The organism is Gemmatimonadales bacterium, assembly GCA_036265815.1.
Taxonomy (GTDB): Bacteria; Gemmatimonadota; Gemmatimonadetes; order Gemmatimonadales; family GWC2-71-9; genus CAVVWJ01.
Genome location: DATAOI010000028.1, coordinates 15,435 through 40,628 on the forward strand (window position 1 = coordinate 15,435; position 25,194 = coordinate 40,628).

General features: G+C 68.2%; 20 protein-coding genes. 9 read left to right on the forward strand and 11 right to left on the reverse strand.

Annotated elements, in window-relative coordinates; translation table 11 throughout:
- Window positions 1–85: 85 nt before the first annotated feature.
- Window positions 86–487, forward strand: a complete 402-nt coding sequence (locus VHR41_05620; protein ID HEX3233653.1) for a VOC family protein — start codon at window positions 86–88, stop codon at window positions 485–487.
- On the opposite strand, the gene VHR41_05625 is transcribed toward VHR41_05620, so the two are convergent.
- Entirely contained in the window at window positions 468–1,481 is a 1,014-nt protein-coding gene (locus VHR41_05625; GenBank protein HEX3233654.1) for a helix-turn-helix domain-containing protein, read from the reverse strand. The two genes, VHR41_05620 and VHR41_05625, sit on opposite strands and share 20 nt — an antisense overlap.
- A 162-nt stretch (window positions 1,482–1,643) precedes the next feature.
- Here VHR41_05625 and VHR41_05630 point away from each other — a divergent pair, with 162 nt between their 5' ends.
- From VHR41_05630 to VHR41_05650, 5 genes are all read left to right on the forward strand, one after another.
- Complete coding sequence (locus tag VHR41_05630; GenBank protein ID HEX3233655.1) at window positions 1,644–3,659, forward strand: M13 family metallopeptidase; 2,016 nt, start codon at window positions 1,644–1,646, stop codon at window positions 3,657–3,659.
- Between the two features lie 110 nt (window positions 3,660–3,769).
- Window positions 3,770–4,966, forward strand: coding sequence for a DUF2911 domain-containing protein (locus VHR41_05635; protein ID HEX3233656.1), 1,197 nt, complete (start codon window positions 3,770–3,772; stop codon window positions 4,964–4,966).
- 102 nt (window positions 4,967–5,068) lie between these two features.
- Window positions 5,069–5,668 carry a hypothetical protein gene (locus VHR41_05640; protein HEX3233657.1) on the forward strand — a complete coding sequence of 200 codons (600 nt, stop codon included), beginning with the start codon at window positions 5,069–5,071 and terminating at the stop codon, window positions 5,666–5,668.
- Between the two features lie 17 nt (window positions 5,669–5,685).
- On the forward strand, window positions 5,686–6,120 hold the full coding sequence (locus VHR41_05645) for a GNAT family N-acetyltransferase (protein HEX3233658.1): 435 nt from the start codon (window positions 5,686–5,688) through the stop codon (window positions 6,118–6,120).
- Window positions 6,121–6,362: 242 nt separating this feature from the next.
- Window positions 6,363–6,845 carry a hypothetical protein gene (locus VHR41_05650; protein ID HEX3233659.1) on the forward strand — a complete coding sequence of 161 codons (483 nt, stop codon included), beginning with the start codon at window positions 6,363–6,365 and terminating at the stop codon, window positions 6,843–6,845.
- 1 nt (window position 6,846) lies between these two features.
- Here the strand turns inward: VHR41_05650 and VHR41_05655 are convergent, their stop codons facing one another.
- The 6 genes from VHR41_05655 to VHR41_05680 all read right to left on the reverse strand — a co-directional run bounded on the left by VHR41_05655 (window position 6,847) and on the right by VHR41_05680 (window position 16,954).
- Window positions 6,847–8,535 carry a Plug domain-containing protein gene (locus VHR41_05655; GenBank protein HEX3233660.1) on the reverse strand — a complete coding sequence of 563 codons (1,689 nt, stop codon included), beginning with the start codon at window positions 8,533–8,535 and terminating at the stop codon, window positions 6,847–6,849.
- 124 nt (window positions 8,536–8,659) lie between these two features.
- Complete coding sequence (locus tag VHR41_05660) at window positions 8,660–10,123, reverse strand: leucyl aminopeptidase (protein ID HEX3233661.1); 1,464 nt, start codon at window positions 10,121–10,123, stop codon at window positions 8,660–8,662.
- A gap of 120 nt (window positions 10,124–10,243) precedes the next feature.
- The gene (locus tag VHR41_05665) at window positions 10,244–13,579 is read right to left on the reverse strand and encodes an efflux RND transporter permease subunit (GenBank protein ID HEX3233662.1); all 3,336 of its coding nucleotides are present in this window, start codon (window positions 13,577–13,579) and stop codon (window positions 10,244–10,246) included.
- Complete coding sequence (locus tag VHR41_05670; protein HEX3233663.1) at window positions 13,579–14,682, reverse strand: efflux RND transporter periplasmic adaptor subunit; 1,104 nt, start codon at window positions 14,680–14,682, stop codon at window positions 13,579–13,581. Before VHR41_05670 ends, VHR41_05665 begins: the two co-directional genes overlap by 1 nt.
- On the reverse strand, window positions 14,679–16,361 hold the full coding sequence (locus VHR41_05675) for a TolC family protein (protein HEX3233664.1): 1,683 nt from the start codon (window positions 16,359–16,361) through the stop codon (window positions 14,679–14,681). Before VHR41_05675 ends, VHR41_05670 begins: the two co-directional genes overlap by 4 nt.
- The gene (locus VHR41_05680) at window positions 16,358–16,954 is read right to left on the reverse strand and encodes a helix-turn-helix domain-containing protein (protein ID HEX3233665.1); all 597 of its coding nucleotides are present in this window, start codon (window positions 16,952–16,954) and stop codon (window positions 16,358–16,360) included. The genes VHR41_05675 and VHR41_05680 overlap by 4 nt, the downstream gene beginning before the upstream one ends.
- Before the next feature lie 188 nt (window positions 16,955–17,142).
- Here VHR41_05680 and VHR41_05685 point away from each other — a divergent pair, with 188 nt between their 5' ends.
- The gene (locus tag VHR41_05685) at window positions 17,143–18,555 is read left to right on the forward strand and encodes a hypothetical protein (GenBank protein HEX3233666.1); all 1,413 of its coding nucleotides are present in this window, start codon (window positions 17,143–17,145) and stop codon (window positions 18,553–18,555) included.
- A 27-nt stretch (window positions 18,556–18,582) separates the two neighbouring features.
- On the opposite strand, the gene VHR41_05690 is transcribed toward VHR41_05685, so the two are convergent.
- Genes VHR41_05690 through VHR41_05705 form a run of 4 tightly spaced genes read right to left on the reverse strand, consistent with a single transcriptional unit; the run spans window position 18,583 to window position 22,316 of the window.
- Window positions 18,583–20,520: an ABC-F family ATP-binding cassette domain-containing protein gene (locus tag VHR41_05690; GenBank protein ID HEX3233667.1), complete on the reverse strand. Its 1,938-nt coding sequence runs from the start codon at window positions 20,518–20,520 to the stop codon at window positions 18,583–18,585.
- Window positions 20,517–20,864: an ArsC/Spx/MgsR family protein gene (locus VHR41_05695; GenBank protein HEX3233668.1), complete on the reverse strand. Its 348-nt coding sequence runs from the start codon at window positions 20,862–20,864 to the stop codon at window positions 20,517–20,519. The genes VHR41_05690 and VHR41_05695 overlap by 4 nt, the downstream gene beginning before the upstream one ends.
- An 11-nt stretch (window positions 20,865–20,875) precedes the next feature.
- Window positions 20,876–21,679 (reverse strand): MOSC N-terminal beta barrel domain-containing protein, encoded by an 804-nt coding sequence (locus tag VHR41_05700; protein HEX3233669.1) that lies wholly within the window; start codon window positions 21,677–21,679, stop codon window positions 20,876–20,878.
- 55 nt (window positions 21,680–21,734) lie between these two features.
- On the reverse strand, window positions 21,735–22,316 hold the full coding sequence (locus VHR41_05705; GenBank protein ID HEX3233670.1) for an NAD(P)H-dependent oxidoreductase: 582 nt from the start codon (window positions 22,314–22,316) through the stop codon (window positions 21,735–21,737).
- Window positions 22,317–22,940: 624 nt separating this feature from the next.
- On the opposite strand from VHR41_05705, the gene VHR41_05710 reads away from it, so the two are divergent.
- Both VHR41_05710 and VHR41_05715 read left to right on the forward strand, forming a co-directional pair.
- Window positions 22,941–24,188, forward strand: coding sequence for a glycosyltransferase family 4 protein (locus VHR41_05710; GenBank protein ID HEX3233671.1), 1,248 nt, complete (start codon window positions 22,941–22,943; stop codon window positions 24,186–24,188).
- Window positions 24,185–25,192 (forward strand): glycosyltransferase, encoded by a 1,008-nt coding sequence (locus tag VHR41_05715; protein HEX3233672.1) that lies wholly within the window; start codon window positions 24,185–24,187, stop codon window positions 25,190–25,192. Before VHR41_05710 ends, VHR41_05715 begins: the two co-directional genes overlap by 4 nt.
- Window positions 25,193–25,194: the final 2 nt, after the last annotated feature.

Below are 25,194 nucleotides of genomic sequence, written 5' to 3' on the forward strand. Positions count from 1 at the left end.
GGTCTCCGGGAGTGTAGGTGCACAGTTGCAGGGTCGTGCGTGAACGTTGCCGGGCGAAGGCCGAGACCTATCGATGGAGGGTGGGATGATAACGGCGGACACGGTCCCTCATCCGGCATGTCTCACCGGCATCGCACCGCAATTGCTGGTGGACGATCTCAGTATAGCCATAGCGTATTATCGGGATAAGCTCGGATTCGACGTCGACTTCTGCTACGACTCGTTCTACGCCGGCGTGAGCCGCGACGGCATCGCCATTCATCTCAAGTGTGCCCCCAAGACGCTCAGCGACCGAGCACATCGGAAACAGTATGAGCACCTTGATGCATACATCAGTGTCACCGGGGTGGCGACGCTGCACGAGGAGCTGCGGGCGCGGGGCGCGCTCATCACCAGGCCGCTGGAAGCGCGACCGTGGTCGTGTATCGACTTTTACGTCGAGGACCCCGATGGATACATTCTCTGCTTCAGCGAGCCGACCGCCTAGAATTCAGGATATCTCTCGGACGTCCTCCCCACTGCCGGCTCCAGGCCCTCCGCATCTGAAGCCCCGAGCGAAACCCGGCGACCTCCGCCGCTCGCGTCACGCTCGCGCCATGCTCGAGCGCCTGCCTGGCCCGCTCGAGCCGGATCGCCCGGAGATACTGAAGCGGCGACACGCGTGCATGCTCGATGAAGAGCCGTAGCAGGTGTCGCTCCGTGCTGTGCCCGGCCCGCGCGAGCGCGGCCATGTCCCAGTCACGGTCCGGCTCGTTGATGATGGCGTCCTGCACTCGGTGCACCGTCGCATGCAGATGCCTCCGATGCAGGTGAAAGGGTGACTGCTCCGGATCCCGATCCGACCGTCTGAGATACACCACCATGTCCTCCGCGACACTCGCCGCCAGCGGGTCCCCGCACTCCTCGCCAATGAGGTGCAGTGCGAGATCGATCCCAGCCGTGATCCCCGCACTCGATGCGAGCGGGCCATCCACCACGAAGACCCGGTTATCGACCACCTTCGCTCGCGGCGCGAGGACGCGCAGCGCGGGCAGCAGCTCGTGGTGCGTGGTGCAGCGGCGGGCGCCGAGCAGGCCCGCGCGAGCCGCGAGCAGCGTACCCGAACAGATCGTCACCAAGCGATGTCCCCCGGCGTTCCCGCACAGCCCATCGCCGAGCTGCCTGTTCAGCCAGCGCGCCGTGATCGTAACCGCCGGCGTGACGTCGCCGAGGTGCTCGGTCGGCTGGCCGACCACCACGACCCAGGTGGTCGGGGAGAGCTCCTGCGGTAACGGCTCCATGCCGGCAAGCGACAGTCCGACGGACGTGTCCTGCCTCTCGTTCGGCGCCGCGTAGCGCAGGCGAAAGCGCGGCGGCAACCCGCGGCGCCCGCGATGCTGATTGGCCAGGCGGAACGCCTCGGCGGGACCCGCGATGTCGAGCAGCAACGAATGCGGGAGGATGACGAACAGGACGTCAATGACCTGGGCGCGGGTGATCATATGTCCGAAAGTGATCGATACCTGTCGGTCGTCGATGCGACACCTCGCCACGGAGTCGGTACATTCGCGAAAGACATCGGCGACTCCCATTCAGGGTGCCATCACCTCAAAGCGAGGTCAGCCATCCGCACTCACGCATGCTCACGTGCCGGGCCCCTCAGCATGGCATTGCTCTCCCTGGCCTGCTGGCCGTTTTCGGCCCTCGCACTCCGGGCGCAGGCACCGGGCGACCGTGCCTATCCGGGGCTGGAAGGCACCGTCGACACCAGCATCAAGCCGGGCAACGACTTCTTCGGGTACGCCAATGGTGCCTGGCTCAGCGCGGCGGTCATCCCGCCGGGCAAGGACCGCTGGACAGTCCGCGACGAGATCAATGAGCGCACCCGGCAACAGATCGCGGGGATCCTCGACGAGGCGACCGCTTCACGGCCGGGCTCCCTCGCCCGCAAGGTCGCCGACTTCCGGTCCGCCTTCCTGAACGATTCGGCAATCGAGGCAACAGGGCTCGCCCCGCTCGCCCCGATGCTCAGGGGGATCGACCAAGCCAAGGACAAGCTGGCGCTGACTCGCCTGCTCGGCACTACCATGCATGCCGACGTGGATCCGCTCAACCTCGGCATTTACACCTCGTCGTCGGTCCTCGGACTCTCCGTGGAGCACAGCATCCACGGGGAGAAGAACTATGGCGCCTTCCTGGTGCAAGGCGGGCTCGCACTCGGGGATCGGGACCAGTACCTGAGCCAGGAGCGCCAGGCCGTCGAGCAGCGCCGTCGCTATCAGCAGTACATCGCCCGCCTGCTGACGCTCGCGGGCTTCGGCCACGTAGCTCAGCGGGCCGACTCTGTGCTCGCGCTCGAGACGGCCATCGCCGAAGCGCAGGCCACGAGTCAGCAATCAGCCGTGGACCGAAACGCCGACAATCAATGGTCCCGGGCGGCCTTCGCACGCGAGGCGCCGGGCATGGATTGGGATGCCTTCTTCGAGGCCGCGGGGCTCGGCAAGCAGAAGGTGGTCGTCGCCTGGCAACCCTCGGCCGTAAAGGGGGTCGCGGCCCTCGTGGCCTCTCGACCACTCGCGTCATGGAAGGACTATCTCCGTTTTCACCTGATCGACGAGTACGCCGACGTGCTGCCGCGCGCATTCGCCGAGGCGGCGGCGGGCATGCGCGGTGAGCAACGCACGCGCGAGCAGCGCGCGCTGGCGATCACACAGTCGGCGATGGCCGATGCCATCGGGGAGCTCTATGCGGCGCGCTACTTCTCCGCTGGCCAGAAAGCGCGGGTAGACGGTATCATCGCGCACGTCGCCACGGCGTTTCGAGAGCACGTGGCACACGCAGCGTGGCTGTCGCCGGCCAGCAGAAGGACCGCGGTGGCCAAGCTCGACAGGCTGTACGTGGGCATCGGCTACCCGGACAAGTGGGAGAGCTGGAGCGATCTTCGCATCGACGCCAGCGACGCGGTCGGGAATGCGCAGCGCATCGGCGACCGCAAGTATCGTCACGCTCTGGCACGACTCGCCAAGGCGTACGATCCGCACGAGTGGGTGCTGACGCCGCAGACCGTGGGCGCGGTCCTTATCTTTCAGCAGAATGCCTACGAGTTCGCGGCGGCGCTCCTGCAGCCGCCCAAGTACGACTCCACCGCGTCGGAGGCCGCCGCCTACGGCGCCATCGGTGCGATCATCGGCCACGACATGAGCCACTTCGTGGATGTGCTTGGGGCTGCCTATGAGCCCGACGGACGGATGCGCCGTTGGTGGACGGGCGATGACTCGGTGAAATTCGAGGCGGCAGCCGAGCCGATCGTGCGCCAGTTCTCGGAATACCAGCCGCTGCCCGGCCTCCTGGTGAATGGGCGTCTCACGAGAACGGAGAACGTTGCCGACCTCGCCGGCCTCACCGCGGCCTTCGAGGCGTACCGCAGCTCACTCGGCGCCAGGGCCGCGGACAGGGATCATGTACGCCGTGAGGACAGGGAGTTCTTCATCGCCTTCGCTCAGGCCTTCGGCACGAAGATGACCGAGGCTGCCATGCGTGCGCAGCTCGCGGGCGACCATGCGCCGGAAGCGTACCGGATGGACACCGTGCGCAACCTCGACGCGTGGTACGAGGCCTTCGACGTCGTGCCCGGGCAGCGGCTGTACCTCGAGCCGACCGCCCGCGTGCGCATCTGGTAGCGCCCAAGCTGTGTCGCCACTGCGCTTTCGGTCGTCCTTCCTGTACTCGCCGCGGCGATGCCGCCCAACCCGAAGGGCCGCTCGGGCTCACCCTTTCATGAAGGCACCTGATGAGGCAGTCGGCACTCCTCCCGTTCCTCATTCTCGCCTGCAGCAGCGCCACGCCTCCCGAGCGGTACGGCTTCGTCGCCACACTCGGCAACGACACCGTCTCGGTCGAGCGCATCGCGCGCTCCCCCAGGCGGCTGGTGACCGACGGCGTGGATCGGTGGCCGTTCGTGCGGCGGCGTCACACCGAGTTCGACCTGAACAAGGATGGCACCATCCGGCACATGGTGATGGACGTGCGCACGCCGAACGGCCGGACGCCGAGCGAACGGGGACGCCGGGTCACCGCCGACTTCTCCAAGGACAAGGTGACCATCTCGGTCCGCGACAGCAGCGGCGTGCGGGACACCTCGTTCGCCACGGCCGGAGCCATCACCGTGCCGCACGTGTCGATGATGTACAGCGTCATTGAATTGGAGATCGCGGCGGCGCTCCGCCGCGCGGCGGCGACCGGCCTGGCGCCGGGCGACAGCCTGCTGTTCCGGCAGTTCTACCCCGACCGGGACGTGGGACCGAGCTTCACGCTGCACCGGGGCTTCGTGCACCCGCAGGCCGGGGGCAAGGTGGAGCTGCGGCACGACTGGCTATCGGGAACCGGCGATGTGACGGTCGACAGCAGCGGCCGGATGCTGACCTACTCGGGGATGCGCAGCACCTACAAGGTCGCCGTCACACGGACGACCGCACCTCCCGACATCGACTCGATCGGGAATCGTTTGGCGGACGCGGAACGCCGCACCGGCCCCTCGCAGCTCAGCGTGCGCGATACAGCCCGCGCAAGCATCGGTGCCGCTACTCTCTCGGTGGACTACGGCCGTCCCCTGTTGCGCGGGCGCACGCTGCTGGGCAACGTCATCAGCTACGACCGGGTCTGGCGCACCGGGGCGAATGCCGCAACCCAGCTCACCACCTCGGCGCCGATCACGCTGGCGGGGTTGTCGCTACCGGCCGGGACCTACACGCTGTGGACCGTTCCGCACGTCCGTGGCACCGACCTCATCGTGAATAAGCAGACCGGGCAGTGGGGAACGGAATACAGGCGGGCCCAGGACCTGGGCACGGCGCCGATGCGATCGGACAGCGTGACCCCACCGGTGGAGAAATTCACGATCGCGGTTGAGCCGAGCGACGGCAGGCACGGCACCCTCGCGATGTCGTGGGGGACGTTTCGATGGACGGCGCCCATCGAGGTGCGGTAGCTGATGATTCGGACAGCAAGGAAGGAAGGGCCTTGGCCCGCGGCACTCCAGCGCGCCTCTCTGCTATCCGGAGTCCGCACGCTCGCGCGACGCGACCCCGGATTGGCCAGCCTCGTGGCGCGGTATGGGCCCCCGCCACTCTGGGCCCGCCGCCCGGGGTTCGCCACCTTGCTGCGCATCATCCTGGAGCAGCAGGTCTCGCTAGCCTCGGCCCGGGCACTCTATCAGCGTCTCGCCAGGACGGTGTCCCCCCTCAGTCCCAGCGGCATCCTGACTCTGGGACAGGCGGGGCTGCAGCGGGTCGGACTGACGCGGCAGAAGGCGAGCTATGCCTGCGCGCTCGCGGACCGAGTGACTCAGGGTACGCTGGACTTTCGCCATCTGACCAGGTGCTCCGACGCTGAGGCAGGAGAATGCCTCATGCGGGTGCCGGGCATCGGGCCATGGTCGGCCAATATCTACCTGCTGATGGCCCTGCGACGCCCCGACATCTGGCCGCCGGGCGACTTGGCCCTGCAGAAGGCGTTGGCCCGTTTCCACGGATCGGCCGCGAGGCTGACCCTCGGCGAGGTCGACCAGCTTACGGCTCGCTGGCGTCCGTTACGCGCAGTCGCGGCTCGCATTCTGTGGCACGCTTATCTGGCTGGATGGTTACCAGCGCCTGAGTACGCAGACGCAACTGGAGTGCAGTCCGTTACCTGACAGCGAGGCGCATGAGGATGCCTACTTCCGAGCTCGTCATCAACGCGGAGCCCACGCCCCAGGAGGTCCAGTATCTGGAGGACCGACTGTATGAGTTCAACTCCAGCGCCACCGGAATCACGGATGGGGAGTGGTTGGCGATCTTCGTGAAGAACGAGGAAGGTGAGATCGTTGCAGGAATCTGCGGGAACACCTGGGGTGGTTGCTTGGAGATCCGCCAGTTCTGGGTAGAGGAGGCGCGGCGAAAACAAGGGCTAGGGACAACGCTCCTTGGGGCCGCAGAGCAAGAGGCTCGCCGGCGGGGCTGCCGGCAGATTCTTCTCATGACGTTCACGTTCCAGGCCCCGGTCTTTTACGCCAAGCACGGCTTCGAGGTCATCGCAGTGGTAGATGACCATCCGCACGGCCACAAGAACTTGCTGCTACGTAAGCGCCTTGGGGAATCCAGTTAACGCTCGAACTATTCGAGAGCTCAGCTGTTGGCTGTTGGTCGCCCTTGCCGTTCCGAGGCCGTCCCCGTCGGCGGCACCACGCCCCTCGCGGCCGTGGCCAGGATCTCCGGATCGGCAATCTGGCCATAGCTCGATTCCACCAGGGTGCCCATACTCCTAGAGTCACCCTGCGCCTCGACAGATGTCACGCGACGTCGGCGCGATCCACCGACCTTGGCGATGGGTTCCACGCGGGAGGGTCATTGGCACCTCGACGCTCCGCGGTGCTGGCCGGGGCACTGCTGATGGCAGTGGCCCACACCGCGACCGCCCAGCAAGCAGGGCCGGCGCCGGACTCCGCCCAGGCTCCGGCCCAGATCCGGGCCGTGCTCCGGGCCTTCTACCTCAACCTGGCGAATCGGAACTGGGAAGGGCTGGCGGCCTACGTGCTGTCACCCAAGCTCCTCGAGCGTCGGGGTAGTCCCGGAGACCTCCAGATGGTCGCCAGAGACCGGGCCCGCGGCCGCGGCTCGTCGCACGCGGTCGAGGCGCCGGAAGCGTGTCCGTCGAGGACCTCACCCATGATCGAGACGGCGGCGATTCGAGTCGACGGCGACTGGGCGGATGTGTCCGTTCCGCGGTGCAGCGGGGACTCTGCGGGAGTGGATGAGTTTGGCATGCTCTACTTCGAGCAGCGTTGGCGCTTCATCTACACGGATCTCTTCCAGGGCGACACGGCGAATTAACTCAGTTCGAGAACACCCACCGCACCCCGAAGTTGCTCCCGTACGACGGGATCTGGAAGCCGGGGACATAGGCGAGCTTCGTCGCCTGCAGATTCCGTCGGTCCCAGTACAACGTGAAGCTCTGGAGCTGGATCTCCAGCAAGCTCTCGTAGAAGGTCGCGCCGCGGAGGGTGATCGGCGCGCCCGTCGCGTCGCGGCCGATGATCCCTCGGCCCCAGCTCTCCATGCTGAACTGCGCCTTCAGATCGAAGATCCCGCTGCGGAACTTGCGCAGGAACTTGGAGCGAATGGTGGCCGTGTTGACCGAGTGGGTCGGCGGAACGCCGTCGATCGTGGCATTCCGTGGATCGGCATAGCGGCTCTCGACCGTGAGCCACTGCAGCGGCGCGACCCGGACCCCGAGCGTGAGCCAGTCGACATCGGGCGTGGGCGCCAGCGAGGCCACCCGGGTGAACTCCGCGTAGGCGAACGGGCTGAACGCCGCCGTGCGGCTCCAGCCCACCTGAAGCCCGAGCCGGCTCCGGTCCCAGCCGAGCGTCGCCCCGAAGTCGCGCAGCTTCTGCGCGGTGTCGGCCAGGATGGCGGGCGCGGCCACGATGTTTCCCAGCCGCGCGGTCCCGGTGAGCGCGAGGCCCCGGAGCGGGCTGAGCCCCGCCGCCAGGGCCACATAGTCGCTCTTGCGCCCGCCATCATGGCTCTGGTGCACGGCCTCCGCGCTGGCGCTGAACGCCGTGAGCGGCGTCCATCCCGCGCTGCCGCGCAGGTCGAGCGAGGTCCACCGGCTCCGGTGCAGCGCGGAGGCGCCGAGCGACACGGTTGGCGCCCGGAACGAGGCGTAGCCGCCGAGCTGATTGATCTGCTGATCGATGCCCGGGCTGTCCCAGGCAGAGCGGGCGTAGACCAGGTCGACCCCCGGCCCGAGTCCGTCGTCGCGCGCGCGGAGCGACATCCGGATCTGCGCATCGGTCCGCTTCGCCTTGAAGCCGAGGCCGATGGTGTCGTTGGCGGTGACGTCAGAGATGGTGAAGGCGCGGCGGTTGGGTCCGGAGCGGATCAGTTGATACTGGATGCCGAACTTGCCGGACGGCACGTAGCTCCCCTGCCCCCAGAACTGAGTATTGGAGTACGTGCTGCTGACGCCGCTCGCAGTGGGAGAGCTCAGGTAGTCGGCCGAGAGCGCGAAGCCGATGCCGTTCGCAAAGCGGCGCTCCAGATCTCCCTCGTAGCGGGCAAACTCGCGGTCCCCCCGTCCGATGCCGATGCTGGAGCGGGAGGAGAGCCGGTTGTGCCGGCGGGTGAAGAGCCGCACCCGCAGCCATCCCGGCCACCGCTCGACCTCGATCCGGTCGAGAAGGCTGAGTGAGAAGAGCGCGGGGTCCACCCCAACACTGTCGACCCCGGCCGCGACGTAGGGGATGCCGTCCAGCTCGTATTCCGCCGAGGTGGCGCCGCGGCCCTCGAAGTCGACCGGCTCCGGCCGCCCGGTGAAGCCACCCCGCCAGAGATACACGCCGGGAATCTGTGCCAGCAGATCGCTCACGGTCGCCGCGCTGCCCCACTCGATGCTGTCGCGGTTGAAGACGATGCGGGTGAGCGGCGGGCGGGGGCCGTGGACGCCCACGACCGGGAGCACGGGGAGCAGCACCTCTTGTTCCGCCTGTGCCTTGAGGAACCGAGCTGTGTAATCCACCGTGTCGGGCGGGATGGAGTCGGACGGCAGGCTGTCCTCGGGAACTTGAGCGGCGAGCTCCCGTCCCGAGGCGGCGAGCAGAATGGCGAGTAACGCCAGGGCGGCCGCGCGCAGTGGCGGTCCCCTACGCCTGGCGAGCCAGCACGAACTCGCTGAAGAGCCTGACGCCGAGCCCGGTGGGACCCTTCACCCGGGTGGCGTCCTCTCGATCGGTGTAAGCCGTGCCGGCGATGTCGAGGTGGGCCCAGGGAAAGCCGTCGACGAACTCCCGCAGGAACCAGCCGGCCGAGATGCTTCCGGCCGGCCGCCCGCCCGCGTTCTTGACGTCGGCGATGTCGGACTTCATCAGGTCGCGGTACTCATCCCACAGGGGCAGCGGCCAGACCCGCTCGCCGGCGCGCTCGCCCGCCGCGCGCACCTCCTCGAGCAGTGCGTCGTCGGTGCCCATGACGCCGGTGGCGGTGTGGCCCAGCGCGACGACGATCGCACCGGTGAGCGTGGCGACGTCGAGCACGCACGCCGGCTGATACCGCTTGGCGTAGGTGAGCGCGTCGCACAGGATGAGCCGGCCCTCGGCGTCAGTGTTGATGACCTCGATGGTCTTGCCCGACGCGCTGGTGATCACGTCGCCCGGCTTGACGGCCGTGCCGGACGGCATGTTCTCGGTGCTGGGGATGAGCCCCACCACGTGCACCTTGGGCCGGAGCCGGCCCAGGGTCTCGAAGGTTCCCAGCACGGCGGCGGCGCCGGACATGTCGTACTTCATGTCCTCCATGTTCTGCGCCGGCTTGATGGAGATCCCGCCGGTGTCGAAGGTCACGCCCTTCCCCACCAGCACGACCGGCGCGCCCTCTGCGCCCTTGTACTCCAGCGCGATGAAGCGCGGCTCCTCCGCGCTGCCCTGCGCCACCGCCATGAGCGCGCCCATCTTCTCTCGCAGGATGGCCGCCTTGTCGAGCACCGTGATCCCGAAGCCGTGCCGCGCCGCGATCTCTTCGGCGGTGCGCGCCACGTAGCTCGGGGTGCAGACGTTGCCCGGCAGCACCTGAATGCCGCGGGCCAGGGTCTGCCCGGCGCCGACGGCGGCGCCGATCCGGTGCCCGCTGCTCACCTCGTCGGTATCGGCCGGCGCGAGGACGTCCACCCGCTCCAGCACCGGCTTCTTCTCCTCGGGCGCGCGGCGCATCTCGCTGAACTGCCACGCGCCCTGCGCCAGGCCCTCGGCAATCGCCTGCCCTGCCTCGGCCGGTGGGACCCCGCCGCGCGCTTCGGCCGGCAGGTGAAACGCCGCCCGCGGCACGCCCAGCGTCCGGGCCCGCTTGGCCGCCACCGAGGCCGCGCGGCGGATGCTGCCGCGGGTGACCTCGTCCGGCTTGCCGAGTCCGACGAACAGTACCCGGGCGACCTTGCCGGGTGGGTAGACGAGGGCGCTCTCGTCTCGCTTGCCGCTGAAATCACCCGAGGAGAAGAGCCGCTCGATGGCGCCGCCGCTCGCCTTGTCCAGCTCGGCCAAGGAGGGCGGGAGCCCGCCGCGCGTTACCGCGATGGCCAGCAACGGCGTCTCGTGACCCAACGGGGAGGCGGGCACAACGGCAGTCTCGAACGGCATAGGCCTGGGGACTGAAAGGAATGGTGATGAGGGAACCGGCGAGGTCGGAAGCTACACGGACCGGGCGGTCAGCGGCAACCGAGGCACGAGGCCCGAGCGCTACTCGGCCGGGGCCGGTTCCGGGCTCGGCATGGCGACCGGACGGGTGTGCGCCGGCGCCCGCCCGAACCGCGCGCCCACCCAGGTGCGGAAGTCGTCCAGGATCTCGTAGACCGTGGGGATGACGAGCAGCGTCAGCAGCGTCGACGTGAGCACGCCGCCGATCACCGCCCGTCCGAGCGGCGCCCGGAAGTCCGCGCCCTCGCCGTGACCGATGGCGACCGGGATCATCCCGGCGATCAGTGCGAATGTCGTCATGATGATCGGCCGGAGCCGGATCCGCCCTGCCTCGATCAGCGCCTCGCGCAGCTCCAGCCCCCGCTCCCGAGCCCAGATGGCGAAGTCGATCAGCAGGATCGCGTTCTTGGCCACGATCCCCATCAGCAGGATCACCCCGATGAGGCTCATGATGTTGAGCGTGTCGCGGGTGATCCAGAGCGCCAGCACCACGCCGATGAGGGAAAGCGGCAGCGAGACCAGGATCGCGAGCGGATCGAGGAACGAGCCGAACTGCACGACCAGGATGAGGTACATCAGCAGCACCGCCACGCCCAGCGCCGTGAAGATCCGGGTGAAGACCTCCGCCTGGTCGCGCGATTCGCCGCCGAAGGTGATGGCGTAACCGGGCGGCAGCTGGAGCCGGGCCAGGCGCTCCTGAATGCCCCGGGTCACCTGGGTGAGCGGCTGGCCCTCCACGTTGGCCTGCACGATGACCACCTTGTCCCGGTCGAGGTGGTCGATCTGCGCCGGGCCGAGCCCCTGGGTGATCGTGGCCACCTGTGAGAGCGGCAGCGTGGTCGGCGCGCCGCCGGGGGCGGTGCCGGCCACCAGCGGAAGCTGCGCCAGATCGGTCACCCGCTCGCGATACTCCGGAGCCAACCGGACGGTGACATCGCGGGTCTCGCCGGAGGGATCGACCCAGTCTCCCGCGTCGATCCCGGCAAAGGCCGGCCGGAGCGACTGCGCCACCTGCCCGACGGTAATGCCAAGCGAGCCGGCCAGCCCGCGGTTGAGCTGGACCTCGAGCTCGGGCTTCTGGCCTCGGGTCGAGAGCCCCACGTCGACCGCGCCGGGCACCTTCCGCACCTCCTCGGCCGCGCGCTGGGCCAGGGTGGTGAGCACCCGCGCGTCGGTCCCTTTCATCTGGACCTGGATCGACTTGATCGCCCCGCCGAATCCGCTGGTGAAGACCGCCACCTGTGCCCCGCCGATTCGGGCCATCTCCCGGCGGAACACCTGGCCCAGCTCGTCCTGGCTGATGTGCCGCTCGGCCTTGGGCCGGAGGCGCACATAGACCAGCGCCTGGTCCACCGACGGCGCCTTCCCTGGCACCGATGCGCCGACCGTGGTGTAGGTGTAGAGCACCTCCGGATGGGCGCGGGCGCGGCTCGCCGCCTCCTCCGCCTTGATCCGGGTGTACTCGATGTTGGAGCCGGGCGGCGCCTCCACGGTCATGCTGATCTCGCTCCGGTCGCTGACCGGCACGAAGCCGGCGCCGACCTGCATCACCACCGGCACCCGCGGCAGGAGGGCGCCCATGGCTCCGACGATGAGCACCACCCCAACGAGCTTCATCCCGCAGCTCGACAGCAGTCCGAACCGGCGACGGAGCGGCAACTGCAGCAGCCAGGTGACCGCGCCGATTCCCGCCAGGATCACCAGTGCCGCGAGCACGCCGCGGGCCGGGATGGCCAGCGCGCCGGCGAAGCTCGCGATGGCGATGCCCACCATGGCCAGCCGGTGGTCGAGGCTCCAGGCGATGACGCCCTTGTAGCGGTCGGCCGTGCGGTCGAACCACTTGTTGAACCGCTCGAGCGTCCGGGCGATCGGGTTTCTCCGCTCGTGGGCCTCGGTCTGCGGGTCGGCCCAATAGGCGGAGAGCATCGGGTCCAGGGAGAAGCTCACGAACAGCGAGACCAGCACCGAGCAGGCGATGGTCAACGCGAACGGCTTGAACCACTGTCCGGCGACGCCGTACATGAACCCCACCGGCAGGAAGACCGCCACGATGGAGAACGTCGTCGCCGCGACCGCCAGCCCGATCTGATCGGTGCCCTGCCGCGACGCCTCGTAGTGGTCCATCCCCATCTCGATGTGGCGCACGATATTCTCGCGGACCACGATGGCGTCGTCGATCAGGATCCCGATGGCGAGCGAGAGGCCCAGCAGCGACATCGTGTTGAGGGTGAAGCCGAAAGCCCAGACCGCGATGAACGACGCCAGCACGCTCACCGGCAGCGCCAGGCCGGTGATGACCGTCGAGCGCCAGGAGTTGAGAAAGAGAAACACCACCAGGACCGTGAGCAGCGCGCCCTCGATCAGCGCTTCCTGGACGTTTCGCACCGCGTGACTCACCCGCACGCCGGCGTCCTGCACGATCTCCAGCTTGGCCCCGCGGGGCATGCGCTGCTGCAGCTCGGTCACGTGCTGGTGGATGATGTCGGTCACCTGGGTGGTGCTGTAGCCCTTGGCTTTGAGGACCTCGATGCCCACGGCATCACGTCCGTTGAACAGCGCCTGAGTGCGCTGCTCCTCGGTCCCATCGAACACGTTGGCCACCTGACCCAGCCGGATGAGCCCGCCGTTCCGCTCGGCCACTACCAGGTTGCCGAAGTCCTCCGGCGTATCGAGCCGGCCGCGGAGCCGGATGGCGCGCTCGTCCAGCGCCCCGTTGAGCCGGCCCACCGGCGCCGCCAGGTTCTGCTGCTCCAGCGCCTGGACCACCTGGGCCACGCTCACCCCGGCAGCCTGGAGATCGGCGGGGCGCACCTGCACCGTCATCTCCCGATTGATCCCCCCGACCACGGTCACCTGGGCGACGCCGGGGATGGTTCGGAGGTCGCGCACGATCATCGGATCGGCGATCCGGGTGAGCACCGCGGGGGCAATGCCGGTGGCGGTGAGCGCCAGGGAGACGACCGACTGCTGCGACGGGTCGAACCGGGTCAGCACCGGCTCCTCCATCTCGGTCGGGAGATCGGCGCGCTTGGTGGAGATCGCGTCGCGGATGTCCTGGCTCGCCTCCTGGATGTCCTTCTCGTAATCGAAGAAGACGATGAACTGGGCCAGGCCGTCGGTGCTGCTGGCCTGGGTCTTGGCCCAGTCCACCCCGCTGATCGAGGAGAACGACTCTTCGATCGGGTCTACGATCTCCCGCTCCACCGTCTCGGGCGACGCGCCGGGATAGCTGATCGTGACTCCGATGATCGGCTGCTGGATGTCGGGGAATTCGTCGGTCTGCAGTCGGATGAGGGCGGCCACGCCGAAGGCCACCAGCGCCACCATCGCAGTGATGGTGACGATGGGACGCTGGATGGCGAAATCCGAAATGAACATTACCGCTCCGCCTCCTCCTGCAGCACGCGCACCCGGCTGCCCGGCGCCACGCCTTGGGCCGAGCCCAGCAGCAGGGTATCACCCTCGGTCACACCCGCGCTCACCTCCACCATCTCCGCCGCCTCGTCCCGTACGCCAAGCTGCACCGGCACCTCGGCCACCCGCCCGTCCTTGACCCGATGGACCGTCGTGCTGGTGCCTCGATTATCGATGGCACTCACCGGCACGGCCACCGCGCGCTTGGTGTCGGTGGCCACCCGCCCCTGCGCAAAAAGTCCAGCCACCAGCGACCGGTCACCGTTGGGGATGCTCACGTAGATCTTCACCTGCCGCGTGTTGGGGTCCACCACCGGATTGATCCGCTCGATCTTCCCGATGAAGCGCCGGGCGAATCCATGGACGGTGAACTCGACCGCAGTGCCTTTGCGCAGCCGCCCGATCTGCTCCGCCGGCACGCTCGCCTCGAGCTTGAGGCTGGTGGGATCGACGATGGAGAAGAGCGCGCCACCGACCTGGAGCACGTCGCCCGCATCCGCCTGCCGCTCGCTCACGATGCCGGTGAACGGCGCCCGCACCGTCGTGTGCGCCAGCTGCTGCTGCGCGGAGGCGAGGCGCGCCTGGGCATCGGCCAGGGCACCCTCGGCGGTGGACGCGGTGACCCGAGCGGTCTCCAGGTCCCGTTGCGCTACCGCGCCGGCCTGGGCCAGTCGCTCGGTGCGCTCGGCATTTCGCTTGGCCAGATCGAGCGATGACTCCGCCGCCCGCACCCCGGACTTGGCCGAGAGATAGGCGTCGCGCACCGCGGCGTCTTCCAACCGGGCGAGCAGTGTGCCCTTGTGGACCGGCTGGCCGGCCTCGGCGTAGGTCTCGAGCACCGAGCCGCCCACCTCCGCGCGCACCGTCGCGGCCTGCTGCGGCTCGAGCGAGCCCGAGATGGCCGGCCCGCTCCGGAGCTCGGTCATCGTGGCGACCGCCAGGTTCTCCCGCCCGACGGCGACCACCGGCTCGCTGGCGGCCGTCGAGGTGGCGTCGCCTTTGCCGCCGCAGCCGGCCAGCGCCAGGGCGGCGGCGGACGCGAGCCAGCGCAACGTGATCCGCGTCATTGAGACATCGCCCCGGTTTGGGTCAGGCCGCCGGCACCGGACGGCTGCGGCGTCAGACTGCCGCCGGTCAGGGTGCTGCCGGTATTGCTGGTCCCGCCGGTCGGGGCCGCGGTGCCGCCCGCGGCGCTGGGGGCGGTGGACGTCGTCGAGGTGGTGACGGCGCCCGTTTGCCCGGGGAGCGGAAGCGCCGGGAGCAGGGCGAGCCGGATCTTGGCCACCTGGAGGTCGCGTGCCGCTCGAGCCCGATTGCTCTCGGCCACGGCGAGCTGGATGCGCTGATCGTTGAGCTCGGTCTGGGTCGAGATCCCTTCCCGGAAGCGGACCTCGGCGATCTGGTAGGCCCGGGTGGCCTGTTCGGCCGTGCCCTCGCTCGCGGCCCACGCCGACACCGCGGACTGCACCTGGATCGCCACGCTCCGCGCGTCCAGATCGGCCCGCTCGCGGGTCTGCTGCAGCCGGAGACGGGAGGACTCGAGATCGGCCCGGGCCGCCTCCACCTGACCTCGGATTCTTCCGCCGGTGAAGATGGGCAGCGAGAGTCCGACCGAGACCGTCCAGTCGGACAGGTAATCGGTGCCGATGGGTGAGCCGTTGCCGGGATATCCCAGCTCGGCGAAGTCGGAGGCGACCGTGACCTGCGGCAGGTGCTGGGCCCGCGCGGCCCGGAGCAGCCCCTGCTGGGAGGTGACGGCTTCCGCCGCCTGGCGCACCGGCAGCCGGGCACCGGGCGACGTGTCGCCAGCCGCCGCCACCACGGCCGCCAGCTCCGGCGCCCGCACCAGGCTGGTATCGCCCAGCGTGGTGGTCAGCGCCAGCGGTTGCTCCAGCGGAATGTTGAGCAGCTGCTTGAGGCGGTAGTACGCGATGTCCCGCTCGGCCCGCCGCTGGATGACGACCGGCCGCTGGTTGTCGCGCGTCACCCTGGCGCGGAGCAGCTCGAACTCCGACTGGTTCCCCACCTGCTGCGCCAGCTGGCTCTGGCTCAGGGTCGTGTCGCTCTGCTCCAGCGTGGCCTCGGCGATCCGGACGAGCTGGTCGCCCAGCGCCGCGTCGTAGTACGCCTGGGTCACGTCGAGCAGCACCTGCGCGCGCGCCGAGGTGAGCCCGAGCTCGGCGCTCCGGACCGTGGCAGACGCCGATTGTGCCTGGCCCGAGACTCGGCCACCGCTGAAGAGCACCTGGGATGCCGAGAGGCCAAAGCGGTAGGTGTTCTCCCGGCCGAAGGGCAGGTCGCCCAGCGCGGCGAACGGATTGGTGTTGCTGGCACACTCGACGGCGGTCTCCAGCGAGTCGAGCCGCTGCTCGACGCTGAGTCCGGGGCGTGCGGTGAACTTGGCGCACTCGGCCGGCGGCGCAGCGGCGGAGTCGGTAGTGTCGCGCTGAAAGACGGAGAACTGGCTCCGGAGGGCGCGCTGGTAGGTCGCCGTGCCGGTGAGCTGGGGGAAATAGCCGCTCCGCGCCTGGCGGCGCTGCCCTTCGGCCCGCGAGATGTCGCTCCGGGCGAGACCCACGGCCTCGCTCTCGCGCTCCGCGAGGGCAAGCGCCTGCAGGAGCGACAGCGGGTGCGCGGTCGAGTCGGGGCGCGCGGCGGGGGATTGTGCGCCGAGCGGACCGGCCGCGAACAGGGCGATGGCGGCACAGGAAACAACACTCCTGCGCACCCGGTCACCGCGCCTCATGCGAGCGCCCTCTCGCTGGGCACGGCCACCCCGATCGCGCGGGCGAAGAGTCGCACGTATTCGACCAAGGATTGCTCGGGACCGGTCCGGAACATCTCGGGCACGACGTCCCGGCCCATGGCGTCGCCGAACAGCGCGCCCATCAGCATGGCGGCCGCTGCCTCCTCGTTGAACTCCGTGGTCGCGATGTTGAGCTCGCGCAAGCGACGGAGATAGCCCGCCAGCATGCGTGCCGCCTGTGCGGGTGGGCTCTCCAGGGACGAGGAGACGAGGCCCGGGTGCTCCTCGATCTCTCCCATGCAAGTGCGGATCAAGGATCGCCGTTGGCGAAGGGCCGCGATGTGAGAGGTGGCCCAGTCGGTGAGCTCGGCCAGCGGATCGCTGGGGTGCTCGGGGAGAGCGTTCCCGAGGAGGGCGCCGCCGGCGCGGTCGATCGCCTCGCGCAGCAGCGCGTCCTTGGAGCCGAAGTGGCGGAAGAGGGTGATCTCGTTGACGCCGGCCTCGAGGGCGATCCGCCGGGTGGTGGCGCCACGGTAGCCCACTTCGGCATAGACCCGCGCGGCGGCGGCGAGGAGCTGGTCCCGGGGATTCATGGGGGGCGAGTATAGTGGTAGGCGTGGGGGGATGCAAGTAGGTGCTTGCAGGCGGGGCATCCAAGCCGCGCGAGGCCCTCTGCCAGTGCTCCGAGGCCACGCTGGCCTGCCGGACTCGTCCGCCATAGAGTTCGGCGCATCCCGGCTGCCTGATCTGCTCCCCCACCATTAACCAACGAGACCCGCCAATGGCTCAGCAGTCAGGCGAGCGGGAGCCAGCGGGGGTCGGCTGGAAGGCGCTCGCTTTGGCGGCCCTGCTCACTTGCGCCGTCGCCGTGTACAACGGCTTCCCCCTCACCTACCCCGATACCGGCAGCTACGTCGATAACGCCATCGACCTGCTGCGTGTGAAGAAGCCGTGGATCTTCTTCCGTCCCCTGACCTACGGCGCACTGCTGGTGCCGTTCGCGAACCGTCTGACGATCTGGCTGCTTCCTTTGGTTCAAGGCGCGCTGGTTGCGGCCGCGGTGGCCCTGGCCTTGACCATGGCGCGGGTTCGGCTTTCCTCGCGCGCGTTCGTGGCCGTGTTCGCGGGCCTGTCGCTGCTCACCAGCCTCTCCTGGTTCTCGGGCCAGATCATGCCCGACGTCTTCACGCCGATCGTGATCCTGCTCGCGTCTGCCGTCGTGTGGACGCCGGATCCGGTGGGCTCGCCGCGGTTCTGGGGGATCACCGTCCTCCTCGCCCTGGGGATCGCGAGCCATCTGAGCCATTTCCCGCTGTACGCCATGCTGCTGCCCGCAGCGATCGTCGGCCGGCTCGCCCTGGATCCCGCCGCGCGCTCATGGCGCCGCGCTGCGATGCTCGCAATGCGGGGCGCCGCTCCGCTGCTGGCAGCCGGGCTGATCGTGATCGCGCCCAACTACGTGTTGTACCGGAAGGCGGTGCTCTCCCGGGGCTCACCGCTCTTCGCCCTCGGACACCTGGTGGGCGACGGAAGCGTCCAGCGCTACCTCGAGCGAGCCTGCCCCCAGCACCCCTATGCCCTCTGCAGTGACCTCGCTACCCTGCGCCCGGATGTGGATTGGTTCATGTGGGACCCGAATGGACCACGCGCGCGCTCTGCGGCAGCCATGGCGCACGGGGACTCTACGCTGCTGCGTGAGGCCCCGCTGATCGTGGCGGGCACGCTGCGCCAGGAATGGCCGGCCGTGATTCGGCACTCCTTCCGGGATACAGCGGTCCAGCTGGTGACGTTCGGGGTCCACCCGGGAGAGCAGGCGTACTCCGCCGCCGTGGAAGCCTCCATGCGTCGTCTGGGCCCGTCGGTTGAGGCTGCCTATGCCGAATCTCGACAAGCCCGCGGCGCCATCCCCGCCGCCACCGTTTCCCGAATCCATTATTGGGTTGTATGCGCGGGGCTGCTGGGGTTGCTGCTGAGCTTGCCCGCGCTCCGCGACCCGGTGCACCGGCCATTGTGGGGCCTTGCGGTCACCGCCGCGATCGGAGTGGTGGCGAACGCGGCCATTCTCGCGAGCCTTTCGACGGTCCATCCCCGGTACCAGAGCCGGGTGATCTGGCTGGTTCCTCTGCTTGGCACGGTTGCGGCCCTGCGGTGGCTGGAGCGCGGACGCGCTGATCGGCGGGGCGATGAGGCGTAAGGGAGCCGGGATGACAACGCGGCGGCGTTACCCTCCCGCCGCCTGGGTGGCGGCTTCCCAGCGTTCGAAGGCCTGGTCCAGCGCGCGCCGGGCCTGTTCTAACTCCTGTCCCAGCATGCCTGCGCGCCTGCCGCCATCGGGCGTGAGGTAGAGGTCCGGATCCTCCAGCCGCGCCGTCACCAGTGCGAGCCGAGCCTCGCACTCAGACACCTGTGCCTCGGCGGCGCTCACCTCGCGCTCGGCGGTCTTGGCGCCCCCGGTCTTCCGCTTGCGATCGTCGCTCGGTGCCCGCGTCTGTTTTCGATCCCGCACCCGGCGCAGCGATTCCGCCTCGGCGGCCGCGACAACGGCCGCGTGAGCCCGCTCCGCGCTCGCGACCTCCCATTCAGCGAACGATCCGGGAAAGTCGGTGATCCGCCGGTCGTGCAACACCCAGACCCGGGTGGTCAGCGTGCGCAACAAGGCCCGGTCGTGACTCACCAGCAGCACCGTGCCGTCGTACTCCTCGATCGCGTCCTCCAACGCCTCGATGGATTCCACGTCGAGGTGATTGGTTGGCTCGTCGAAGAGGAGCAGGTTGGCGCCGGAGAGCATCAGCATCGCCAGGGCCACCCGGGCGCGTTCTCCCCCGGAGAGCGTTCCGGCCTTCCGCAGCACCGTGTCGCCGGAGAACCCGAATCGGCCCAGGTGGCCCTGAATGGGGCCGCGCCCCCACGCGGGGCGCAGGTAGGCGATGATGTCGTACAGCGACCTGTCGGGTGGGACCTGCGCCAGGTCCTGCCGGTAGTACCCGATTTGTACAGAGTCGGGCACCTGGAGCGAGCCGTGGTCGAGCGCCCGTTCGCCGGTGATGGCGTACAGCAGCGTCGATTTCCCTGCTCCATTGGGCCCTACCAACCCCACCACCTCGCCCCGTTGGAGCCGGGCCGTGAAGCCGGTGAGCAGGGTGCGCCCGGCCACCTCCAGGCGGACCTCCCTGGCGGCGATCACTTGGTCGCCGCCCCGCTCGTCGGCCGTCAGCCGGAGCGCCATGGCTCCCTCGTCCCCCGGTGGCGGGCTCAGCCGCTGCACCCGCTCCAGTCGCCGCCGCCGGCCTTTGGCCTGGGCGCTGTTCTGGCCCGCGATATTCCGGCGGATGAAGTCTTCCTCGACGGCCAGGCTCCGCGCCTGGGTGGTGAACGCGCGCTGCTGGGAGAGCCTGCGTTCGGCGCGCTGGCGGAGAAAGGCCTCGTAGTCCCCCTGGTAGATCACCGCGGTCTGCTGCTCCAGGTGCAGCACGTGATCCACCACTGCCTGGAGGAACGCGCGGTCATGGCTGATGAGCAGCACGGTGGCATCCAGGCCGCGGAGGTATTCCTCCAGCCAGCGGGTGGTCTCCAGGTCGAGATGGTTGGTCGGCTCGTCCAGCAGCAGCACGTCCGCCTGGGTGACGAGCTGCTGCACCAGCCCCAGGCGCCCCCGCTCGCCGCCGCTCAGGCCGGCCAGTGGCCGAGTGCGGGCGACATCCGGATCGAACCCGAGACCGTCGAGCACGGCGTCGATCCGCGCCGACAGCGTGTAGCCGCCTTCCCGCTCGAACCGCTCGAGGTCTCGATCGTAGCGCGCCAGCATCTGGGGAGTGCACCGGTCGCCGGCCTCCGCCAGCGCGGCTCCCTGCTCTGCCAGCGAGCGCTCCAGCGACAGCAGATCGGCGAAGCCACCGGCGGCGGCCTCCCAGACCGTCGTGGCGCCGGCGAACTCCCGGTGCTGCTCCATCAGCGCGTACCGGAGACCCGACGCGCGGGCGACCGTGCCTCGGGTCGGCTCGGCCTCACCGGTGATGATCCGGAGTAGGGTGGTCTTGCCTGAGCCGTTCCGGCCGATGATCCCCCACCGCTCGCCCCGCGCGATGGTGACCGTGACGTCCGCGAAGAGCCGGGTGGCCCCGAACTCGACCGCGACGCCGGACAGCGCGAGCTGGGTCACCGGCCCGTCCACTCCCGCCAGGCCGGCTCATCGTCCCCCACGGTGAGCTGCTGCTGGAAGCGGACCAGCGGCATCCGCAGCAGGAGCGGCTCCTCGGCCAGGCGGTCGAGCCAGCGCTCGTCGCTCAGCCGGGCCGCGCCCAGTCCGAGCTCGGCGAAGCGGCGCGAGCCGCGATCGAGCAGCGCCTGGACCCCGAACTTCTGGGCGAAGCGCTTGAGCTCCCCGGGCGAGGCGGCGCGCTCGAGCAGGTCAACGAAATGGGTCTTGACCCTGCGCTCGGCGAAGAAGCGCAGCGCCTTCCGGGTGTCGGCGCTCTTGCGGATGCCGAAGATCTGGACTTCCATGGGGCGGGAATTTACACCCGGAGGGGCTGGCCGACCTCCAGCGTCCCGGTGCCCCGGTGCACGACATTCTGGCCGAAAAGGATCTTGCTGCCCTGCTTGCGGTAGGTGGCGAGGGTGCGGAGCGGCTCCTTCCCCCGCTCGGCGGTGGCTTGGTCGGTGGTGGTGATGACGCAGCGGTCACAGGGCTTGACGACATCGAAGGCGATCTCGCCGATGCGGAAGCTGGTGAGCTCGTCCTCCACGTAGGGTAGGCCGCCTGCGACCACCAGGTTGGGGCGGAAGCGGTTCATCGGGAGCGGGACGCCGAGCCGCCCATTCAGATCGGCCAGGGATCCCTCGCTGAGGAGCAGAAAGGGGAAACCGTCTGCGAAGCTTACCCGTGAGCCGTGCGATGTCGGCGGGGTATACAACGGGTCGGTGGGTCGGACCGAATCCTCTGGCATGTACACCAGGCTGCAGTCGCAGCCCAACACCCTGGAAAACCATTCGGCGGGTCCTGTCCCGAGCCAGAGCGCCTCACAGCGATCTCGCCAGACTCGGACGGAGGTGCGCACCGGCGACGTGGGCACAAGTGGCAGTTCCAGCGCCGGGCTCGCCTCCGCCACGACCCGAAGCACCCCCTGGGTGATCGAGGGACGAATCAGGGCGAGACGAGGATGAGTCCGCTGGGTGAGAAACGTTCCGCTCGCGTCGACCACCATCCACCGGCGGTCGTGATGCAGGCCGAACGCATCCACGTCCCAGGTGGAGAGGGGGATTCCGGCTGCGGATTTGATGGGATAGAGGGTTAGACCCCCGAGCCTGAGTTCCGACATGGCGCGATCTCGGCGCCCTACGCGGACCGTCTCATCAGAAGGCGAGCGCTGAGCCTCAATCCGAGGCTCGGTGCTGCTCGATCCAGGCCGCGAAGTGCAAGAGGAACCCGGCGAGAAATCGGCGAGTCGGCTCGTCCGTCAGCCTGCCCTCGATGTCGAAGCGCTCTTGGGCTCGGCCAACCAGGACTTCAGGCTGAAGCATTACGGGGCTGTTGGTCAGCACGAACGCCTGGCGAAGCTGCATCTGGCCTCTCGCCGTTCCTGCCAGTCCGGTCGATGCGCCCATGATGGCGATCGGTTTCCGTTCGAGGGCACTCCCCTTGAGGGGTTGCGACAGCCAATCAACCGCGTTCTTCAGGATACCGGGGACACCATGGTTGTACTCCGGTGTGGCGAAGAGGAGACCATCGCACGCCCCGATGGCGGTTCGGAGGTGTGCGACGGAACCGGGAGTACCGGAGGAGTCCAGGTCGGCGTTGAACATCGGCAGCAGCGCCAGGTCTTCAATCGTGATCATCATTGTGGAGGGCACGAGCTCCTGCGCAGCCCGGAGCAGCGCACGGTTGTAGGAGCCGCTTCGGAGGCTCCCGGCGACCCCGACCACCCTGAGCAATCTGCCAGCGTTTCCGGCGGTCACGACTGGTCCTTGCCCATTGTTCGTGAGCACTGGTCCTGCCTTACCAAATCGGAGTCGAAGAAAATCCCGTTGGCAAGGTCATGAACCAGGACATTCGCCGGGAGCGACTTGAACCGCCGTAGACGCTTGCCCCTGATCAGACGTGGAGCGAGTGCCCTGAGCAATTTGTTCCGGTTCAGCCGTAGGTACATTGACCAGTCGATGTTGATCACCTCGGGCCGCGAGCTGGTGTTGGTGCCACATCCCAGGTTAAGCACCTTCATGTCGACCGGCCTCCGAACGTCAAGGTTGCGTGGCGATTCGAAGTCTTGTCAAGCAAGGATGGCAGCGGCCCGCCCGAGCCACTCGTTTCATGTCGCCGGCCGTCCGTGGCAGCATCGAGGGCAGCGCCAACTATGGGTGCCAGGTTTTCTTATGGCGTCAGGATAGGTGCTAACCATAACCCTGTCCTCGGCGGGCACCAACTTTCGTGCAGGCCTGAGTTTGGGCGTCCTTGCAGGGCGGCTCCAAGGCTACCATACTCGGGAGCGACTGACGAGGAAAACGCCCAAGCACGGCCCCCCGGTCGGGCGTGCCTGAGGCTGGCTGGCCTGTTGATCAGGGTCTCTCTCTCCGAGCAAAGGCATGAGGATTCTTTTGTCGGCGTACGCCTGCGCCCCACATGTTGGAAGTGAGCCTGGCATCGGCTGGGGCGTCGCCTTGGAGCTGGCCAAGCGGCACACCGTGTGGGTGCTAACTCGGGCGAACAACCGTCCTGAGCACGAGCGGGCGTTCAGCGAGACTCCCAGGCCGATGAACCTTCACTTCATCTACTACGACCTGCCCGGCTGGCTGTCGTTCTGGAAGAGAGGGGCACGCGGCTGGCGACTGTATTACTGGTTATGGCAATTGGGCTCCGTTCGGACAGTCCGCCGGCTGCTACGCAGTGAAGAGATCGACCTGTGCCAGCACATCACCATCGGCATGGACTACATGCCCTCGGGGCTGGCATTGATCCACAAGCCTTTCTTGTGGGGACCCGTGGGGAGCGAGAACATCCATCCAGACATTCACAGCTCTCTCCCACTTGGCGAGCGGATGGGTGAGTGGCGTCGTATTCTTTTGCGTTTTCTGGCCCGTTACTGTGATCCCTTCGTCTGGCTGACGCGCGCGCGCGCAGACCTCATCTTGTGCTTTACCTCCACTGAAAGTCGGGCCCGGTCCTTCTATTTACGTTCGGCACCCAAGGTGATTCCCGTCGTTCAGACCGGCCTGGAGATCGGTACTGGCAGAGCTCCGGCGGAGCCCGCGGCTCCCCCTCAGCCCTTTACGGTCGTTTTTGCAGGCCGCCTGGTACACTGGAAAGGCGCCCTGCTGGCCGCTGAGGCGTTCGCAGTGTTCGCGTCCAGGGTCAAAGGCGCACGTCTTCTTGTGATCGGCGAGGGCCCGCTGAGGGGGGCCATGGAGCAAACGTTTCGGACTGCCGCGGTGGAGGATCGTGTCGAATTTACTGGCACTGTGCCTCCCGAGATTCTCATGCAGCGTCTCCGCACCAGCGACGTGTTCCTGTACCCGGCTTTTCGTCACGGGTTGGCCACCGTTTGTCTCCAGGCCATGGCCTCGGGGCTGCCTGTTGTTTGCCTTCGCGATGGTCCCATCGGGGAGGCGGTGGGGTCGGAGTGCGGCGTGACCATTCCGGTGACTGCCCCGGAGCTTCCTGCTGCGCTGGGGGCCGCGCTGGCCCTGCTGCACGACGACCCCGAACATCGAGCCCGCCTTGCACAGAACGCAATCGCTCGGATCCAGCGGGACTACAGCTACCAGGCAGTTGTGCAACGGTGGGAGCCGCTCTATGAGAAGGTGGTGATGAAACCACTCGGGTCGACGGCGTGATCCACCCGCCGGCCCCGCGCGTATCCGTCTGTATCTGTGCCTTCAACGCGGCACGCTTTCTGGACGCGGCACTGGCAAGTGCTGCTCAGCAGACCTACCGCAACCTGGAAATCCTCGTGATCGACGATGGGTCCTCCGACGAAACGGCGGCCGTCGCGACCCGTTGGTCGGAGACCGACTCCCGAGTTCGGCTGCTCCACTTTGCCGAGAACCGGGGCATCGCGTACGCCCGCCAGACCGCGTTAGAGGCCGCCACCGGTGACTGGGTCGTCTTTTTGGATGCCGATGACGTCGCTCTGCCTGAGATGATTGAACGGCAGATGACCATGGCGCAGAATGACTCCTCGATCGCCGTCGTGGGTGTGGCTGCGATACTGACGGGGCCTCGTGGACCCTCGGAGCCGATCGGCGTGCGGCGTGTCGGACCTTCCAGCAAGGACCACTTCCGGCAATTGGTCGAGAACTCCAAACTCGTGTTCATGGAGACTCCCGCGCTGATGTCGCGCCAGGTAGCCATCGAGGCCGGCGGGCTTCGGCTGTTTGCTTCGGAGCGTGATGCCACTGTGCACATGCGGGACTTCGCCGAAGACCTCGATCTCTGGTGTCGCATATCTGATGTCGGTCGGCAGGGACGGTTCATGATCGCGCTGCCGGAGCCCTTGGTGTACATCCGCAAGACGGCTGGCTCCCTCTCCTCGGTCAACTCCAGATTGATGGCCATGAAGATGGCCTGGATCAAGGACTGTCTGCGTCGCCGGCGCCAGGGCCGCCCCGAGTTGCAATACGACGACTTCGAACGGTCCATGACACGAGTGCAGTGGTTGCGATTCCAGTGGAAGGCTTTCGCCGCCCAACAATGGCGAGAGCTGGGTTCGGCCTACATGGAGCGGAAGTGGGTGGAGGCTGCCTGGCGATTGTTCCTGCTACTCCTGGTCAATCCACGTCGCTTGATACGGGGCCGAGTCCAGCGCATCCAACAGCCAGCGAAGGTCGAGGACTCGTGAGG

Excerpts from the sequence above, each read along its gene's own strand:
- VHR41_05620 (HEX3233653.1), top strand. The coding sequence starts at position 86 with ATGATAACGGCGGACACGGTCCCTCATCCGGCATGTCTCACCGGCATC.
- VHR41_05680 (HEX3233665.1), bottom strand. The coding sequence starts at position 16,954 with ATGAATCCCCGGGACCAGCTCCTCGCCGCCGCCGCGCGGGTCTATGCC.
- VHR41_05635 (HEX3233656.1), top strand. The coding sequence starts at position 3,770 with ATGAGGCAGTCGGCACTCCTCCCGTTCCTCATTCTCGCCTGCAGCAGC.
- VHR41_05625 (HEX3233654.1), bottom strand. The coding sequence starts at position 1,481 with ATGATCACCCGCGCCCAGGTCATTGACGTCCTGTTCGTCATCCTCCCG.
- VHR41_05630 (HEX3233655.1), top strand. The coding sequence starts at position 1,644 with ATGGCATTGCTCTCCCTGGCCTGCTGGCCGTTTTCGGCCCTCGCACTC.
- VHR41_05710 (HEX3233671.1), top strand. The coding sequence starts at position 22,941 with ATGAGGATTCTTTTGTCGGCGTACGCCTGCGCCCCACATGTTGGAAGT.
- VHR41_05695 (HEX3233668.1), bottom strand. The coding sequence starts at position 20,864 with ATGGAAGTCCAGATCTTCGGCATCCGCAAGAGCGCCGACACCCGGAAG.
- VHR41_05670 (HEX3233663.1), bottom strand. The coding sequence starts at position 14,682 with ATGACGCGGATCACGTTGCGCTGGCTCGCGTCCGCCGCCGCCCTGGCG.
- VHR41_05700 (HEX3233669.1), bottom strand. The coding sequence starts at position 21,679 with ATGTCGGAACTCAGGCTCGGGGGTCTAACCCTCTATCCCATCAAATCC.
- VHR41_05685 (HEX3233666.1), top strand. The coding sequence starts at position 17,143 with ATGGCTCAGCAGTCAGGCGAGCGGGAGCCAGCGGGGGTCGGCTGGAAG.
- VHR41_05675 (HEX3233664.1), bottom strand. The coding sequence starts at position 16,361 with ATGAGGCGCGGTGACCGGGTGCGCAGGAGTGTTGTTTCCTGTGCCGCC.
- VHR41_05645 (HEX3233658.1), top strand. The coding sequence starts at position 5,686 with ATGCCTACTTCCGAGCTCGTCATCAACGCGGAGCCCACGCCCCAGGAG.
- VHR41_05665 (HEX3233662.1), bottom strand. The coding sequence starts at position 13,579 with ATGTTCATTTCGGATTTCGCCATCCAGCGTCCCATCGTCACCATCACT.